Source organism: Vibrio antiquarius (assembly GCF_000024825.1).
GTDB lineage: Bacteria > Pseudomonadota > Gammaproteobacteria > Enterobacterales > Vibrionaceae > Vibrio > Vibrio diabolicus.
The window spans coordinates 1,761,074-1,776,137 of record NC_013456.1; the positions used below are offsets into that span (position 1 = coordinate 1,761,074).

The 15,064-nt window shown below is 40.0% G+C and carries 19 protein-coding genes and 1 pseudogene; 19 read left to right on the top strand and 1 reads right to left on the bottom strand.

What is annotated here, in order from left to right; all coding sequences use genetic code 11:
* Window positions 1-9: 9 nt before the first annotated feature.
* The 14 genes from VEA_RS08280 to VEA_RS08360 all read left to right on the top strand — a co-directional run bounded on the left by VEA_RS08280 (window position 10) and on the right by VEA_RS08360 (window position 9,788).
* A complete protein-coding gene (locus tag VEA_RS08280) occupies window positions 10-555 on the top strand; it encodes a GNAT family N-acetyltransferase (protein ID WP_012841675.1) in 546 nt (181 codons plus the stop codon).
* Between the two features lie 224 nt (window positions 556-779).
* On the top strand, window positions 780-1,037 hold the full coding sequence (locus VEA_RS23865; protein WP_012841676.1) for a hypothetical protein: 258 nt from the start codon (window positions 780-782) through the stop codon (window positions 1,035-1,037).
* Window positions 1,038-1,188: 151 nt separating this feature from the next.
* Window positions 1,189-1,920 carry a DUF2971 domain-containing protein gene (locus VEA_RS08290; RefSeq protein WP_006741449.1) on the top strand — a complete coding sequence of 244 codons (732 nt, stop codon included), beginning with the start codon at window positions 1,189-1,191 and terminating at the stop codon, window positions 1,918-1,920.
* A 115-nt stretch (window positions 1,921-2,035) separates the two neighbouring features.
* Window positions 2,036-2,389, top strand: coding sequence for a hypothetical protein (locus tag VEA_RS08295; protein ID WP_041852923.1), 354 nt, complete (start codon window positions 2,036-2,038; stop codon window positions 2,387-2,389).
* Between the two features lie 135 nt (window positions 2,390-2,524).
* On the top strand, window positions 2,525-2,926 hold the full coding sequence (locus tag VEA_RS08300) for a hypothetical protein (RefSeq protein ID WP_041852924.1): 402 nt from the start codon (window positions 2,525-2,527) through the stop codon (window positions 2,924-2,926).
* A gap of 145 nt (window positions 2,927-3,071) precedes the next feature.
* Entirely contained in the window at window positions 3,072-3,719 is a 648-nt protein-coding gene (locus tag VEA_RS08305) for a DUF4145 domain-containing protein (protein ID WP_012841679.1), read from the top strand.
* A gap of 136 nt (window positions 3,720-3,855) precedes the next feature.
* Entirely contained in the window at window positions 3,856-4,224 is a 369-nt protein-coding gene (locus tag VEA_RS08310; protein ID WP_024701868.1) for a VOC family protein, read from the top strand.
* Between the two features lie 634 nt (window positions 4,225-4,858).
* Window positions 4,859-5,323: a hypothetical protein gene (locus VEA_RS08320; protein ID WP_041852925.1), complete on the top strand. Its 465-nt coding sequence runs from the start codon at window positions 4,859-4,861 to the stop codon at window positions 5,321-5,323.
* Window positions 5,290-5,772, top strand: a complete 483-nt coding sequence (locus VEA_RS08325) for a hypothetical protein (protein WP_041852926.1) — start codon at window positions 5,290-5,292, stop codon at window positions 5,770-5,772. Before VEA_RS08320 ends, VEA_RS08325 begins: the two co-directional genes overlap by 34 nt.
* A gap of 151 nt (window positions 5,773-5,923) precedes the next feature.
* Window positions 5,924-6,379 carry a hypothetical protein gene (locus VEA_RS08335; RefSeq protein WP_012841682.1) on the top strand — a complete coding sequence of 152 codons (456 nt, stop codon included), beginning with the start codon at window positions 5,924-5,926 and terminating at the stop codon, window positions 6,377-6,379.
* A gap of 240 nt (window positions 6,380-6,619) precedes the next feature.
* Entirely contained in the window at window positions 6,620-7,234 is a 615-nt protein-coding gene (locus VEA_RS08340; protein WP_006741452.1) for a DUF6037 family protein, read from the top strand.
* 171 nt (window positions 7,235-7,405) lie between these two features.
* On the top strand, window positions 7,406-7,915 hold the full coding sequence (locus VEA_RS08345; protein WP_012841683.1) for a GIY-YIG nuclease family protein: 510 nt from the start codon (window positions 7,406-7,408) through the stop codon (window positions 7,913-7,915).
* 744 nt (window positions 7,916-8,659) lie between these two features.
* On the top strand, window positions 8,660-9,184 hold the full coding sequence (locus VEA_RS08355; protein WP_023585555.1) for a DUF4823 domain-containing protein: 525 nt from the start codon (window positions 8,660-8,662) through the stop codon (window positions 9,182-9,184).
* A 157-nt stretch (window positions 9,185-9,341) separates the two neighbouring features.
* Window positions 9,342-9,788, top strand: coding sequence for a GNAT family N-acetyltransferase (locus VEA_RS08360; protein ID WP_012841687.1), 447 nt, complete (start codon window positions 9,342-9,344; stop codon window positions 9,786-9,788).
* Window positions 9,789-9,995: 207 nt separating this feature from the next.
* Here the strand turns inward: VEA_RS08360 and VEA_RS24630 are convergent.
* Window positions 9,996-10,300: pseudogene (locus VEA_RS24630) on the bottom strand (hypothetical protein).
* A gap of 349 nt (window positions 10,301-10,649) precedes the next feature.
* Between VEA_RS24630 and VEA_RS08365 the strand changes: the two are divergent.
* From VEA_RS08365 to VEA_RS08390, 5 genes are all read left to right on the top strand, one after another.
* On the top strand, window positions 10,650-11,168 hold the full coding sequence (locus VEA_RS08365) for a hypothetical protein (protein WP_041852928.1): 519 nt from the start codon (window positions 10,650-10,652) through the stop codon (window positions 11,166-11,168).
* 575 nt (window positions 11,169-11,743) lie between these two features.
* The gene (locus VEA_RS08375) at window positions 11,744-12,145 is read left to right on the top strand and encodes a putative signal transducing protein (protein WP_012841691.1); all 402 of its coding nucleotides are present in this window, start codon (window positions 11,744-11,746) and stop codon (window positions 12,143-12,145) included.
* Window positions 12,146-12,297: 152 nt separating this feature from the next.
* Window positions 12,298-13,128, top strand: coding sequence for a DUF5677 domain-containing protein (locus VEA_RS08380; RefSeq protein ID WP_012841692.1), 831 nt, complete (start codon window positions 12,298-12,300; stop codon window positions 13,126-13,128).
* Window positions 13,129-13,282: 154 nt separating this feature from the next.
* On the top strand, window positions 13,283-14,026 hold the full coding sequence (locus VEA_RS08385; RefSeq protein ID WP_230198173.1) for a DUF2971 domain-containing protein: 744 nt from the start codon (window positions 13,283-13,285) through the stop codon (window positions 14,024-14,026).
* A 124-nt stretch (window positions 14,027-14,150) separates the two neighbouring features.
* Window positions 14,151-14,954 (top strand): hypothetical protein, encoded by an 804-nt coding sequence (locus tag VEA_RS08390; RefSeq protein ID WP_230198174.1) that lies wholly within the window; start codon window positions 14,151-14,153, stop codon window positions 14,952-14,954.
* Window positions 14,955-15,064: the final 110 nt, after the last annotated feature.

The following is a 15,064-nucleotide window of genomic DNA, read 5'->3' on the forward strand; positions in this document are numbered from 1 at the left end:
GAGTATTAGATGAAAGTAGTAGAAGCTGAAAAATCGGATTTAGATTCATTCTTTGCGTATCTTGAAAATCAGCTGTATGAAAATGGTAATGGCGAAGTTCCTCTTTTCCAACCAATTTCCAGAGAGGAAAGTGAAATTCCAGAAACAACAAAAGATAAGTTTATCCAAGGTTTTTCACATCAGTTCGGCGATTTAGGTTGGAGAAAGCTCTGGGTTGTAAAAGACACTTCTGGAAGTATCAAAGGACACATTGATCTTCGCTACCATGGCGATGAAAGCCGTTCTCACAGAGTTTTACTTGGCATGGGCGTAGATGCCACTTGTCGCAAGCAAGGCCTTGGTCAAAGGCTGATTGATACAGTCATAAACTTCTGCGAAGAAAAAGCAGAAATTGATTGGCTCGATCTTTGTGTATTATCGGAAAATATTCCGGCAAAGAACCTCTATCTTAAAACAGGTTTCAGTGTTGTCGGAGAGTTCAAAGATCAATATAGAATCGATGGTCTATCAGTTTCAGAGACAGCAATGACAAAGTACGTCAAAAATCACGCATAACAAAGCATTTAAGAGTGACTCACAACGCTTGGCGATCTCAGTTTAAACTTGGCTTTAGTGTTTAAGGTGTAAGGGTTTAGTGTAGGTGCTTAGCGTTGTTCGCACCTTAATGCGGCGTTAGTTGCCAACGAGAAAATCGCAGCTAAAACAGAGTGTTTAGGTCTAATCGTTCGTGTGCTTTGCTCGATTATGCACTTCGAACTTCGGGATCTTGGCTTGCGGAATTGAGTTTCGATCTTTTTCTAGTTTGGTTTGCCGTTTCAGAAGCTGATTTACTTGTTGAAAGTCAGCTTTGTGGCATTGTTTCTCCAAAAGGTCTTTTTGGTGTTGTCAGTTCGCTTTCTACGGCGTTGCGTGTTCCAAGTGGTTTCAGTGACAAACGCTTTGAAACTGCGCCTGATTTGAGTTTTCAAAAATACGTAAAGCAAGTGTTGGCAAAACGGCAATCGACTTCAAATCAAAGCTTTAGGTTTGGCAACTAACAAAGCATTCAAGAGGGATTCACAACGCTCGGCAGTTTTGGTTTGAATTGGCTTTAGTGTTTACGGCACAATGGTTTAGTTTGGGTGGAATGCGTTGTTCACCCCTTAATGCGGCGTTAGAACATAGTTTAATTATAGAAGTAGGATATTAATGGAAATCGCAAGGTATATTCAATTGCCCCAGTTTATTAGTCTGATCACAAAAGGTCTGTTTATACCTAAAACATCATTATTTGAAGATGAGTTAGAGGGGCTTGCATCTGTTATGTTCAACTCTGATGGACAGGGAATTGCCCCAAAAATGGAAAATGATTGGGCTAAAGAGTGGATTTATACGAGTTGTTGGTACAAATCTACTGGTGAGTCTATGGCTATGTGGAACTTATATGGCTCGAATGCCGAGTCACTTATGATCAAGACTACAACAGCCAAACTTCAAGGTCTTATTGAACATTCAAAAAAATACAAATCATATCCTTGTCGCTTAAATTTTGTTTCGTACTTTAGTTTCTCTGAGTACCCTAAGCCATTGTATCAAAGGGAGTGCGCACGAAGTTCCTCAAGAGAGTGCGAATATTTGTTTGACGGCAAGCTTGATGACTTTTTCTATAAACATCCTGCGTATCGTCACGAACAGGAAATTCGACTTTGTGTTGTCGATAAAACGACTGTCGAACCATACGAGCGAAATAGAAATTTTGGGATTACTTTACCTGTCAGTAAAGACTTTATAGATGAAATCATATTTGCTCCCAATGCAACTCCTTGGTTTAAAGATGTTGTATCTGAAATTATGACAAAGTACGGTATTGAAGCTTACATCGAAGACTCTGAGCTAGACTGGCATAAAGAATTGTTTAGTCCGCGATCTCTATTGTTCTAACAAGGCATTTAAGAGTGATTCGCAACGCTTGGCGTTTTCGCTTCGCTCAAGTATAGCCAAGCGTCGCTCACACCTTAATGCGGCGTTATGTAGCTAGGTAAGAAATGGAGTATAAATGCTTGGTTTAGTTCGATTTGTATTGGTTGCGAATGTAATAGCAGCCGTAATAGTTGTTGGTCTAGAGATGTCTACAGGCTTCTTTGGACTTAAGTTTGTATCGGACTACGCATTTTTCATCGTAATGCTTATATGGGGAACGACAGCCTTATTTTTCATGTATCCACCTCTGGGTGGTATGGGGCAGTCTGACGACAAGGTTGATAGGATTACAGACTCAATGGTTGACCGTAGTGTTGCGGACGAAATCGATGATGAGCGGTTCTCAGAAAATACAGCCTTTTGTATCAAACTGCTCATAGCTGGCGTGCCTGCATTCTTGGTTTGTGTCCTTGCGAGCATCGCTACATAACAAACTGTTCAAGAGGGATTCACAACGCGTGGCATTTTCACTATGCGTTGGTTTAAGTGATTAAGGTGGTATGCGGCGGCTTAGGTATTGCGTTGCTCACCCCTTAACAGGGCGTTATACGAATAGAGGGAATTTATGTACAAGAGTACTGATTTTAGCTTGGATTCAAAAGAGTTCAGGTTTAAGAAAAATTCATATCCTTTGTCTAAGATAAACAATGCTAGGGTTAAAAAGTTAAGTTTTCTTGATAATTTAGGTCAAGTGTTATTCTGGGTGTTTATTTTTTCAGGGGCTGTTTGGTTAGCCATTCCAAGCTTTGAAGAGGCACCGCAATGGCTACAAGTTTTAGTTCTTAGTTTGACGGCTGTAGGTTTCGTTTTTGCTCTTCTTCGTTGTTCTAAATATGCGCTTCAAGTCGAGTTTCGCCACATAGATGAAACGGGCGTTCAATGGGTTAATGTCGCTAAGTCATACTCAAAGTCAGATTGTGAGTTATTTGAACAACAAGTGTTGGCACTGAAGGAGAAATTCGTATAACAAATTGTTCAAGAGTGATTCGGCACGCGTGGCATTTTTAGTATGCGTTGGTTTTAGTGGTTAAGGTGGTATGCGTAAGCTTCGGTATTGCGTACCTCACACCTTAACAAGGCGTTAGTTTTTTAATAGGAATCGGAGCTAAAGTTTGAGTAAAGAGTTCATAGATGTATTTTGTCCTGACTGCAATATGATGGTTGTAAGTAATGTAGTGCTACAGGGGGTAGGTCGATTTCAGAGTGAAGCCAAAAACCCACTAGATGAAGTTGATTCTATTTACCATTCTGATTACTACCTAGTCTCATTGTGTAAAAAGTGTGATCATCCGTTTTTCATAAGAAAAAAATTAATGGGAATCCCTGCAGAGTTTGAAGAAGTGGTAGAAGAAGAGCTGTTATACCCGGCACTTAAATCTACTGAATTGGTGAACTTACCTAACGAGATCAACCTCGCTTACGAGCAAGCAACGAAGTGTTTTTCAGCATCATTATATGAACCTTGTGCATTAATGTGTCGTCGAGCACTAGAAATCATGTGTCAACTGTACTCAGCGAAAGGACATAATTTTTACGATAGACTAGAAAGTCTTCACAAGGCGGGGCACATTGATGCACGCTTGCTCTCTTGGGCGCATGGCATTCGTGCCTTGGGCAATGATGCTGCTCACGCAATCACTGCCAATGTCAGTAAAGAGGATGCTAAAGACTGCCTCGATTTGACCGAAGCTTTATTGATTTACATATATTCTCTTGGCCATCGATTTGAAGAGTTTGAGCTTAGGCGGCAGAAAAACTAACAAACTGCTTAAGTGGGATTCGCAATGCGTGGCATTTTCAGCATGCGGTGAGTTTTGTGATTAAGGTGGTGTGCAGTGGCTTTTGCAGTGCATTGCTCACCCCTTAGCAGGGCGTTAGGGCGCAAGGAGTAAAATGATGATTCATCACATAGATCATATTGTTCTCACAGTCTCCGACATAGAAAAATCAGTGGACTTTTATAAACGGGTTTTGTGCATGGAAGAGGTGACTTTTGCCAATGGCCGTAAGGCTGTAACGTTCGGAAATCAAAAGATTAACTTTCAGTTTCTTGGCCAAGAACCGCGAAATGTAGCTAATGTTGGTTCAGGTGATGTTTGCTTAATTTCAGATTGGCCGTTGACATCAGTGGTAAACCATTTAGTCAAAGAAAATGTCAAAATCATAGAGGGTCCAGTCGAAAAATCAGGAGCTGTCGGTGCAATCCAATCGGTCTATTTTTTGGATCTTGATAAAAACTTAATAGAAGTCAGCGTGTATCAATAGGCTCTGCGCCCTAACAAACTGTTCAAGAGGGATTCGCAACGCGTGGCATTTTTACTATGCGTTGGTTTTAGTGATTAAGGTGGTATGCGGCGGCTTCGGTATTGCGTTGCTCACCCCTTAACAGGGCGTTATATTGTTTTTCAAGTTCAGGGATTAAAATGGGTGAGTTATTTAACACTCTGATGGTTTGTGCGGTGTTGGTTTCAATGTTTCCGCTCATAAAATCCAGCAAGAGTTTTTATGATTAATGGAATGAAATGGAGCATGAGCATTGGCGTTCTAGAGGGGCTCCACCGTTCGTAGTGTTCCATTTTGGTATGTTCTTATTTGTCCCGATGCTTTTCGGTAAAGATCTGGATCAACTGAATAATAAGAGGTTGATAAAACTAAGAAATGATCTCAGGTACAGCTTTGCTATTTTTTCGCTACTGTTGTTCGCATCCCAGTTAAATCAATAAATTGGTTTTGGCGGCATCAATATAACAAAGCGTTTAAGGCGGATTCACAACGCTTGGCGATTTTACTTCCAGTTGAATTAAGTGTTTAAGGTACAATGGCTTAGGTTTAGTGGTTGCGTTGTTCACCACTTAACGCGGCGTTAAGCATTATGGTGTTTGCTCAACATGAGGTTTCAATGAATAGTGAAGAGTTTGCAGGTGAATACTTGCTAAAGAAATTTAGATTAAAAGACTCAGATATAGAACGTTATGAGGAGGAGATAAAAAATGGAGGAAACAGCCGTTACCTTTCTCTTCGAAAAATGTCACAACTTGAGAGCTATCATACTCCTGATTATGTAATCTCAGACGATGTAAATGACTCTCTTGAAGACATATTGTTTGTCGACGTTAGCGGTCCGAAAGGTGGTTTGTTAACTAAGACAGAAATTGAACTCGATAAAGAAATAGCTCGCATACAGTCTAAAATGTCAGTCGGGCAAACTCGCTCTGTAGAGTTAAGTAAGCAAGTGAAGCCGTTGATTCAGGGTGTCAAAAGAAAATTAATAAAAATCAACAAGAAGTATGCTTGTAATAGGGACGCGTTCCTGAACATCACAAGAATACAATGCATAACCTTGGAGCTTTCCAGTTATCGATAACTACATTAGAGCTGCTCGATTTATTATCCAGTGGAAAATGTCAGTTTAATGATATTGAGCAACTTGGGCTTAATCGTCCTGTTGTCTTTGAGTTCAATGAACTGTACAAAAACATCAGTTTTATAGCTTTTGTTGGCAGAGAAACTTTAGAAAACCAGTCGTACATATTTGTTAATAGTGAGTTTTTACGTTGTTCTAACAATATACTGGCTCAAGCAATCAAAAAGATGCCCTATGTAAATGGCAATGGTTTTCGAAGTACGAGATGTCCAAAATCAAAGCTGTTAATTGACATCAATCTTTCTGAAATTACCGAAGAAAATCCATATGTTTTTCCGTATGGAAATATAAATTATAAGGGTAATGCAATGCCCGGCGCAGATGTGCCTCTAGAAGAGATTGAACTGTCAAAGATCCACCAACAATTCAACGATGGCTTCTCAAAATAATGCTTAACAAACAATTTAAGAGTGATTCAGCACGCTTGGCATTTTTGGTTTGGGTTGAGTTTTGTGTTTACGGTGGTCAAGTTGAGTGAAGTGGTCGCGTGCTTCACACCTTAATTGTGCGTTATAGCGCTAGGCAATATTGGAGTTTAGTTTGAATATAGAAGTGAAGAAAGAGATTCATCAAATTAGAGATATTTTGGCTAGTTTTGAGAAATCAGACTTTCATAGCATGACTAGCTTTTATCACTCTTCTGGCTTTCCAAATGGTTGCTGTGGAGATGCCACAGATTTATTAGGCTTGTATTTATTGCAGTACCACAACTTAGACAGTGAATATGTCTGTGGCAGTGGGCTAGGTGAAAATTTCAACCAGTCCCATGCATGGTTGGTGTGCAATGGCTATATCATTGATATTACAGCAGACCAATTCAACGAAGATGGTTATGAGTTGCCTGCTGTTGTCATTGAAAAACAAAGCTCGTTTCACGAATTGTTTGATGAAACCACAAGTCGAAATACGAGTATTAATTACTTAAAAGGTACGGGTATTCCAAGCGTACTATCGAAAGTATTGTCGGTAATGCGCGCGTCGGAAGATGCGCTATAACAAAGCGTTTAAGACGGATTCCCAACGTTCGGCATTTTTAGTTTGCTTCATTTTTAGTGTTTACGGCACAATACTTTAGGTGCAGTGGTCTGCGTTGCTCACCACTTAACGCGGCGTTATATTTATTTCGTACCAAGCCACGTGTGTGAAGCTAGTCACGCATGTACAACGCTCTGAGGCTGTACTTTAACTGGTTTCTACGTTTTACTAACTATAACAAACACTTGCTTAAGGTTTAGTATGGATTTTTTTCAGAATTTCAAACTACTTAAATCAGATATGGAAGAAAAAGGTTGGGTAGTCGAAGCTTTTCCATTTGAATATAAAAACATAGATTATGTGGTTCTAGTTAAGCTATACCAAGAGCATGAAGTTAAGCTAAATCGTTATGCTCTCCTAAAAGTCGAGTTCCTAAAGGCGAACGATATTGACGACAACTTGGAGGTAGAAGCTAATGTTCGGGAGCTTTTGACTGACGCTCGTACACTGAGAGAATATTTTGGTATAGAGTGGGCGGAAAATCTAGGCAGTATCTTACACCAGTTTAATGAGTACTTTGCTAATTTCATACCTGATAAAATAGATTTATCAAAAAGTAATTTATTCAAAACAGCTATGAATAAATCACTTTCTGAAAGTGATAGCGAAGATCCAAACAAAATATTTTGCTACAGCGTCCGTAGAAACCCAGATGGTGGGACAAGATCAATATTCAACGATAACAAATCTAGGTTACTTCGACCTAAGCTATACGAAAAGTTCGAAGGTGATTATACAGTTAGTTTTTGCTACTCACCGAGCAGTGAACGAGAAAAAAGTGATGCTGAAATTATTAGCAACTTTACTAAAAAATAAAGTGTCGAGTAGCTTCGTAGAAGCATAAATATAACAAAGCATTTAAGAGTGATTCCCAACGCTTGGCATTTTCAGTTCAAGGTTAGGTTTCGTGTCTATGGCGCAATGGTTTAGGTTTGGTGGCTGCGTTGCTCACACCTTAATGCGGCGTTAGGCATATATTGGAGATGTATGGAAAATTCGGTTTGGTATCAAGAAGAATTTTTTGAAGATGAAAAAGATTACTTTCTGTCAAAATTAGTAAGACTTCCAGATTGTTTTATCAGAGCAAGCTCACTCGATCATATGGATAGGTTTCTGGAAAGTTTTTCTTATCCGTTTTCTGATGAAAAATTGCGATCAAATATAGGTTGTTATTTCTTTTTTGATAGCTACCGACTTGCCGGTGATGTTGTAGATTTTGCACCATTATACGTTGGTAAAACTAAGCAATTGAATAAACGTTTATATCGTCATTGGAAAACCAGCGATAACCATATCGATAAGTATTCTGAAGATGTCTTTTTTCAAGACGGAGAATATGAAATAGATCTTGGATATATAGGTGAATACCATTTGGGTAAGCTAATTCCAAGCTTTGACATTAAAGTCGCGATTTGGCTGGAAAATGATTTACGCGAATTAATGTTTTTAGAGCATGAGTTGATTTATAAATTAAGGCCAATGTTTAACAAGGCATAGCTCACGTGGCATTAAATGCCTAACAAACTGTTCAAGAGTGATTCGCAACGCGTGGCATTTTTACTATGCGTTGCGTTTAGTGGTTAAGGTTGTATGCGGTAGCATCGGTATTGCGTTGCTCACACCTTAACAGGGCGTTATGCGACAGGGTAAAATCTTAAATACTCCTTCAATTACGTTGTCTCAGGCAATTCGTTTTTTGGTGTCGGCAAATCAACATTGTCAGCTTAAATTCACGAATCACTGAAGCCGTAAAACATGCCAAAGTTCGTGAAGTTGCCTCATTGAAAATCGTATTTGGGCGCGGAAAGTTTTTCGATTGCAAAGTGTGGAAAGGGCAAGTTCATGGAAAGCCGGTATTTGCTGAAACTTTTGCTCGTTAAGTTTCTCGTAGGCAAAAGCCAATTCTTCGCTATAAGGCCGCGCTCCGTGGTTGTGGTGGACTTTTCTGGAAATGTTGAGTTCGTTGGTTCTTGAATCACAAAAAGTTATCTGCACGTTTGTAGTTTTCCGTGTTTAAGGTAATGTTTTCGTTAGCCAATTTGGCGTTATCGAAAATTCGCATAACAAACAATTCAAGCAGATTCGCAACGCGTGGCAGTTTTGGTTTGCAGTGAGTTTTGTGTTTATGGCGCAATGCGGTCGCTTTTGTATTGCGTTGCTCACTACTTAATTGGGCGTTATGCCCTACAAGTCTAGATTTTTACTATCATTTGTGATGAATGTTAGTAATAGGAAATAAAAATGAAAAAACGAATACTCTTGTTGTCTGCCGTTCTATCAGCAATCGTTGGCTGTGCTGATTCTCATTCATTGAATGTAACTAAAACGGATAGCAATGTTCAGTTGAACGCTAGTAATGCAGTATATATCGCCTTATCGCAAGATGGGCAGTATGGAAGTCATTATTACCCGGGTTCTGGGCAAATGGTTAGCCAAACCATAAAAGGTGAGCTTGTAGCAACGCTAAATAACGTTGTTATTGCTAAAAAACCAGAAGACTACAACACTGCGTTAAACTTTGCGTCTTCACGAAAATTTGACTATTTGGTGTATCCAACAATTCTGCACTGGGAAGACCGAGCGACAGAATGGTCGGCAAAGTCTGACAAGGTAAAAGTAAAAATGGTTGTTGTGGATGTAAAATCTGGTTCTGTAGTTAAATCTGGAATTATCGAAGGTAAGAGTGGTTTAGCTACTTTTGGTGGGGATAAGCCGCAAGATTTACTACCTGAACCGACGAAAGAGTTCCTGTCCAGCATGCTTTAAGAGCACGGGCATAACAAAGCATTTAAGAGTGATTCCCAACGCTTGGCATTTTTTATTCCATCGTTGGGTTTGGTGTTTACGGTGGTCTTGTTAGGTTTCGTGGTAGCGTTGCTCACACCTTAATGCGGCGTTATATGCTTTAAGGAAATAATCCAATATGAACAAAGTAGAATTCAGAAATTGCGATGAAAATACTAAGTATTGGATTGCACTAGAAAAACTGTTTCAAACTGAGTGGTCTGATTTTTTGTTCGCAAATACTTATAAATCAGAAGCAGACCTTCCGCCAATTCTGGTTGCTGTTAGAAATGATCAAGTTATCGGTGGTTTGGCTTATTCTCGCTATCAAGAGCCTCACGGTAACTCAGAAGTAATTTGGCTTAATGCAGTATTTGTCTCTCCAGAGTGGCGTGGTCAAGGTATTGCTAGCGAACTGATTAATCATGGTGTTAATCAAGTATCAGAACTATTTCAAAATAATCTATATGCTTATACAAATGTCGCGCAGTTATACAAATCGCTAGGGTGGTCAGTGGTCGATATTGAATGTGAGCCAAACCATAGCGTTGTGAGTATTTCACTTCAGCGTCAACCCCGCATATAACAAAGCGTTTAAGAGGGATTTGGCACGCGTGGCATTTTTAGTTTGCGTTGGGTTTGGTGTTTAAGGTGCTTTGCAGAAACTTATGTATTGCGTGCCTGCACCCCTTAACGCGGCGTTAGTCGCCAGAAAAAGCTAGCAATCAAAATCATGTTTCTAAGCTTAAAATTTGGCTGATGATTGTTTGCTATACAGGTTCTTCATCGATGGTCAAAACTCAGTTTCAGCTGTTTTAAGTCCAAAGTTTTGCAAGTGTCCAAGCGGATTTTTTGTTCTTTGGTGCTGACAGAACAGGGCAATCGAGAGTCTGTTTTTGGTTGCAACTCCGCTCGGTGAGTTTGTTGGGTACAAAAGCAGATTTACTCGCTGAAATGACGTTTTCTCTGGTGTTGTAAGTTCCACTTGGTTTCAGTGACTTTGTTGAAAGTCCGCACTGTGAAATGGGTTTTCCAAAAGCGCTTTTTTGGTGTTGTCAGTCCGTTTTCTGCGGCGTTGGCTGTTCCATGTGGTTTCATTGAATAGCCGCTTTGAGACTACGCCTGACTTAAGTGCATCAAAACACATAAAGTTTGTTGTTCGCAAAGTTTAGTTTGGCTTAAAATTGTCGCTCGGTGCCTCGCGACTAACAAACTGCTCAAGAGGGATTCGCAACGCGTGGCATTTTTACTATGCGTTGATTTTAGTGATTAAGGTGGTATGCGGCGGCTTCGGTATTGCGTTACTCACCCCTTAGCAGGGCGTTAGGCGGCAGTTCATAATATAACCGTTCAAACATTGCCAAGCGGTTTTGTGATGTATACGATTTTTATTGAGTTGGCTTTAAGTATGATCGCCCGATAGAACTGTTCTTAATAAAGGCCCGCAATGAAAACAACACTCTTACTATTAGCTGATCTAAGCTACCAACATGGCTTAATTGGACTAAATGAGTATGCAGAGAGGCTTGAAACTATTGACTGGTTAACTTCTACAGAAGATAGCACCGAAGCTGAGATGCGTCAGTTAGAAGAAGTCAATGGACTTACAAGCCAAACTTCTACGTCTCAGAATGACGTTCGTGATGAAAGCCTAAGCTTACTTGCACTGAAAAAGTGGATGTTTACTATTGGCGACGCGGATTGCTTTCCATCAGTACCCCATGGCCACTTAAACAACAAAAATGGGAAAACAAAGTTAAACCCCTACACCGGTTACATTATCAATAAAGATAAGAAAGAAATAGATAGGTTAACTAAAGCGGAAATGTACGTTTTATGGAGTGACCCAAAGTTTCGTAATCATTGTAGAGAGCAAATTAATTGGTACACAGGATTTGCCCCGGAATATCTATTTCCAGACGCAAGAAAAGGTAGGTTATCCTTACCCAAGTGGCGTAAACGGTAAGCGCCTAACAAAGCATTTAAGAGTGATTCCCAACGCTTGGCATTTTTCATTCCATCGTTGGGTTTTGTGTTTAAGGTGCTATGTTTAGGTTTCGTGGTAGCGTTGCTCACACCTTAATGCGGCGTTATGAGCCACCATAAAAAATGCAGAATAGAGTGGAATAGATGGAACGGAAAAAACAGGTTCAGTGGCTCAAGATTCAAAAGAGAGGCTTTCTAAGGCACTGTCTTACTCATGGATTAGCTTTCTGTGTACCATTTATATTTGGTACTGCATTTGTTCAAAACGATTTTTACTTGAACCTGTCGCCTTTTATTTCGTACCGTCTTTATTTAGTTACTGTCATTGGCGCGGTATTTCTCGCAGGCAGTGATTGGTTTTTTAAAAGTAGGCAGTATCAAAAGCACAGAAAGAATCTATTGCGAAAAAATGTCTCATAACAAATTGTTCAAGAGTGATTCGGCACGCGTGGCATTTTTACAATGCGTTGGTTTTAGTGGTTAAGGTGTTATGCGGAAGCTTCGGTATTGCGTGCCTCACACCTTAACAAGGCGTTATACCACAAGGAGTAAAATGTGATTGTAGTGGCAAGGTTTTCTTTTCCTCATGAAGCCCATATTGCGAAAGCGAGCCTAGATAGTGCCGGAATAGAAAGTTACATTGCTGATGAGCACACGGTGAATACTCAGTGGCTTTATTCAAACGCCATGGGCGGTGTCCGTCTGATGGTGTCCGAGAGTGATGCAGAGGAAGCGAAACAAATACTTAGTAGTGACTTCTCAGAATCATTGGAAAATGAAGTTGCCGTTGATGAAGCAAAAGATGTTTGTCCTAACTGTGGTAGCACAGAGCTATTTTCATTTACAAAAGGTAAGCGCCCAGCTTTCTTAGTATTTATTTTACTGGGTTTTCCACTGTTCTTTTACAAGCATGGCTACAAGTGTAAGCAGTGCGGGGAGTTCAGTGAAAAACTTTGAGTAGTGGTATAACAAAGCGTTTAAGAGGGATTCTCAACGCTTGGCAGTTTTGGTTCAAAGTTTAGCTTTTGTGTTTATGGCACAATAGTTTGAGTTAGGTGTCATTGCGTTGTTCACCCCTTAACGCGGCGTTAAATTTCGATGAGGTATCGATGGCACAATTTAAAGATATGGAAACTGAAGAGGGGATGCTTCTATGGCGAGAGTGCTTTAAGAAGCACATAGAAATTCTTCATACTCATGAAATTAATATTAGAAATTGTGGTTTTGAAAGACCAATTAATTTATATCCGTTACTCGCTGCAATCATTGAAGATTCGATTTCGTTAGATATTTTGGCGACTCATTCTCGAATAAATCGGTGTTATGTAATTTCTCGTGCATTATTGGAAAGGGTTATAAATTTGAGTTACTTGCTGTACTCATCAGAAGAGGAATATTCCTCATTTGTCGAATACACAAAGAACAAAGCCGCCAGAAGCTTATCACGGAAAATCGAGATTGACGGTGTGGAGAAAGTAAGACTTAACTTCGCAAACGAGAACTATCAATTGTCTGAAGATTACAGTAAAGCGGTTGAGCGCTTTACTAGTCCAAATGGGCGTGAAATTCCGCGTTGGACAAAACTTAACATTGATAAAAGAGCTGATTTCTTGGACAAGAAATCGGGGAAAAATTTATTGCTTCACGTCCTAATGATATACGCTGATGCTTCCGAAGCATTACACGGTACGTTGTATGGCGCTCTTTTCCATTTAGGCATATTTGTTCCCGGCACGGATTTGGATAGTGCCGCTGAGCAAAATAAACAGAAGTTTAATAGTTTATCGTTTCTTTACTTTATGGCTAGTAGCGCTATTGGCACATTGTTGTTTTGCTTTCGAGAGCACGGTGTTGACTTGAGTGATGCTTATGAAGAAGCGGACAATATTTTTAATCTGGCAGCAGAAGAGTCAGGTTTAGCTCATGAAGCTCGGCAGTAATTCGAAATTTAACAAACTGTTTAAGAGTGATTCGCAACGCGTGGCATTTTTACTATGCGTTGGTTTTAGTGTTTAAGGTGGTATGCGGGAGCTTCGGTATTGCGTTGCTCACACCTTAACAGGGCGTTATGGCACAAAGGCACGGGAGTTTATTTTGGATAACCTTTTGTTTAAATATAGAGATATCTCGAAGTACACTCTTGAGATCTTTCTAAACAAACAGATTTACTTACCTGTTTCGAGCCAATTCAACGATCCGTTCGACGCTCAGTTGCTTCCAAGTAGTTTCATGCAAGAATTGAGAAAGTTGGGTGCTACTCCATCTAGAGATGATTTTGATTTACATGAATCCTACGTTAAAGAACGGCTGAAAAATTATGGTATTTACAGCCTCAGCAGAAAGCCCAATGATATTTTAATGTGGTCGCATTATGCGCAATCTCATACTGGTATCTGTATTGGTTTCAATGAAGACATAACTCATTATTTTTGTGGTTATGACTGGCCAATTTGGGTTATGGAAGTACTCTATGAGAGCGAACACCCATTTAAAAAGATCCTCGAAGATCTGCAATCAAAATCAAGATTCAACAGTGTCAATGTTTTTGCTAACCACTGTATGCTGGGTCAGGCGTTGCTTGAAGCTGCACTGACTATAAAGCATGAAAGTTGGAAATACGAAAACGAGGTGCGTGTAATATCAGAGATGAATGGTTTTCAAAGTTTCAAGAGCGCCGCAATAGACTGCGTAATTCTAGGTATGGGCATTAGTAAATCTGACGAATTTACTTTACGTTCAATTCTGTCTGCGCCTGAATGGAGCCATGTCAAAATGTATCGTGCTGTCCGCAGTGAGGCTGCTTTGGCATTGAAGCTAATAGAAGCAAATGTGCCATAACAAAGCATTTAAGAGTGATTCGCAACGCTTGGCAGTTTCGCTTCGCTCAAGTATAGCCAAGCGCCGCTCACACCTTAATGCGGCGTTAGCACTCAAAAGGTTACATCACACAAATGGAGGTGAAATGAAATACGAAGATTGGGTTCGTAATGTGTATGAGAAGGGGAATGAAGCTCTAGTTGGTTGTTTTAACAATAGACACCTAGATGCTTGGAGTGAAAACCAAATTACCACTAGGTTACTAGAGAAATTAGAAAGTCTTGGCCGTGACCTGTCATGGGAGGGGATGAACCATCGAGCGAAATGGGAAGGCTATAAACTGAAAGGTAAATTAGAAACAAAGAATGGTGATATCGCATTTATTGTTAGGATTTGGCTGACACAAGACAAGTATGTTGATGGTGTTGCGTTTTATGAAGCAAAGCGTCAGTTTTACAATGATAGCCTGAACCCGAGAGGCTTCATTTCTGTTAAAAAAGAACAGTTGAATAGATTAGCGTTGAGCAAGTGTACTAGTATGCTCCTGTATGATGTTGATTATCATGAAAAAAGGGCATACATTTCTGATGTCCCTATTGAGTTCGTACGTGAACTTGCAGATGAAACTTTCATCAAAACAAGTGGTAGATACTTACATCATCTTGGTCGCTTTTGGGCTCAATCCCTCGGTGACAACTTACTTGGCCGAAACTTAAATTTTGACTCAAATGCAGTTAAAGCAGTCAGAGACTCATTCAATACCTCTCATTCGCCACTAGTTATCGTAAATTCGGCAGTTTCATTGAACCCAAATATTGAGCCAGAGCTGAACACTGATATTTTAAGAAGCGCACCGGCTCATGAGCATTGGCTATCAGATATCCCCGCAGAACAAAACAAGAAAGTTGAGCCTCCTAGTAGAGACGACGACTTTGGGCCGTCGATGTAATGAGTCCAAGAGTGCTAACAATCTGTTTAAGAGTGATTCGCAACGCGTGGCATTTTTACTATGCGTTGCGTTTAGTTTTTAAGGTGGTATGCGGTGACTTCGGCATTGCG

What these genes read in the sequence shown, in the direction of transcription:
- VEA_RS08300 (WP_041852924.1), top strand. Translation starts at nt 2,525, where the DNA reads ATGTACAAGAGTACTGATTTTAGCTTGGATTCAAAAGAGTTCAGGTTT.
- VEA_RS08390 (WP_230198174.1), top strand. Translation starts at nt 14,151, where the DNA reads ATGAAATACGAAGATTGGGTTCGTAATGTGTATGAGAAGGGGAATGAA.
- VEA_RS08340 (WP_006741452.1), top strand. Translation starts at nt 6,620, where the DNA reads ATGGATTTTTTTCAGAATTTCAAACTACTTAAATCAGATATGGAAGAA.
- VEA_RS08295 (WP_041852923.1), top strand. Translation starts at nt 2,036, where the DNA reads ATGCTTGGTTTAGTTCGATTTGTATTGGTTGCGAATGTAATAGCAGCC.
- VEA_RS08355 (WP_023585555.1), top strand. Translation starts at nt 8,660, where the DNA reads ATGAAAAAACGAATACTCTTGTTGTCTGCCGTTCTATCAGCAATCGTT.
- VEA_RS08280 (WP_012841675.1), top strand. Translation starts at nt 10, where the DNA reads ATGAAAGTAGTAGAAGCTGAAAAATCGGATTTAGATTCATTCTTTGCG.
- VEA_RS08290 (WP_006741449.1), top strand. Translation starts at nt 1,189, where the DNA reads ATGGAAATCGCAAGGTATATTCAATTGCCCCAGTTTATTAGTCTGATC.
- VEA_RS08325 (WP_041852926.1), top strand. Translation starts at nt 5,290, where the DNA reads ATGCATAACCTTGGAGCTTTCCAGTTATCGATAACTACATTAGAGCTG.
- VEA_RS08365 (WP_041852928.1), top strand. Translation starts at nt 10,650, where the DNA reads ATGAAAACAACACTCTTACTATTAGCTGATCTAAGCTACCAACATGGC.
- VEA_RS08380 (WP_012841692.1), top strand. Translation starts at nt 12,298, where the DNA reads ATGGCACAATTTAAAGATATGGAAACTGAAGAGGGGATGCTTCTATGG.
- VEA_RS08310 (WP_024701868.1), top strand. Translation starts at nt 3,856, where the DNA reads ATGATTCATCACATAGATCATATTGTTCTCACAGTCTCCGACATAGAA.
- VEA_RS08320 (WP_041852925.1), top strand. Translation starts at nt 4,859, where the DNA reads ATGAATAGTGAAGAGTTTGCAGGTGAATACTTGCTAAAGAAATTTAGA.
- VEA_RS08345 (WP_012841683.1), top strand. Translation starts at nt 7,406, where the DNA reads ATGGAAAATTCGGTTTGGTATCAAGAAGAATTTTTTGAAGATGAAAAA.
- VEA_RS08360 (WP_012841687.1), top strand. Translation starts at nt 9,342, where the DNA reads ATGAACAAAGTAGAATTCAGAAATTGCGATGAAAATACTAAGTATTGG.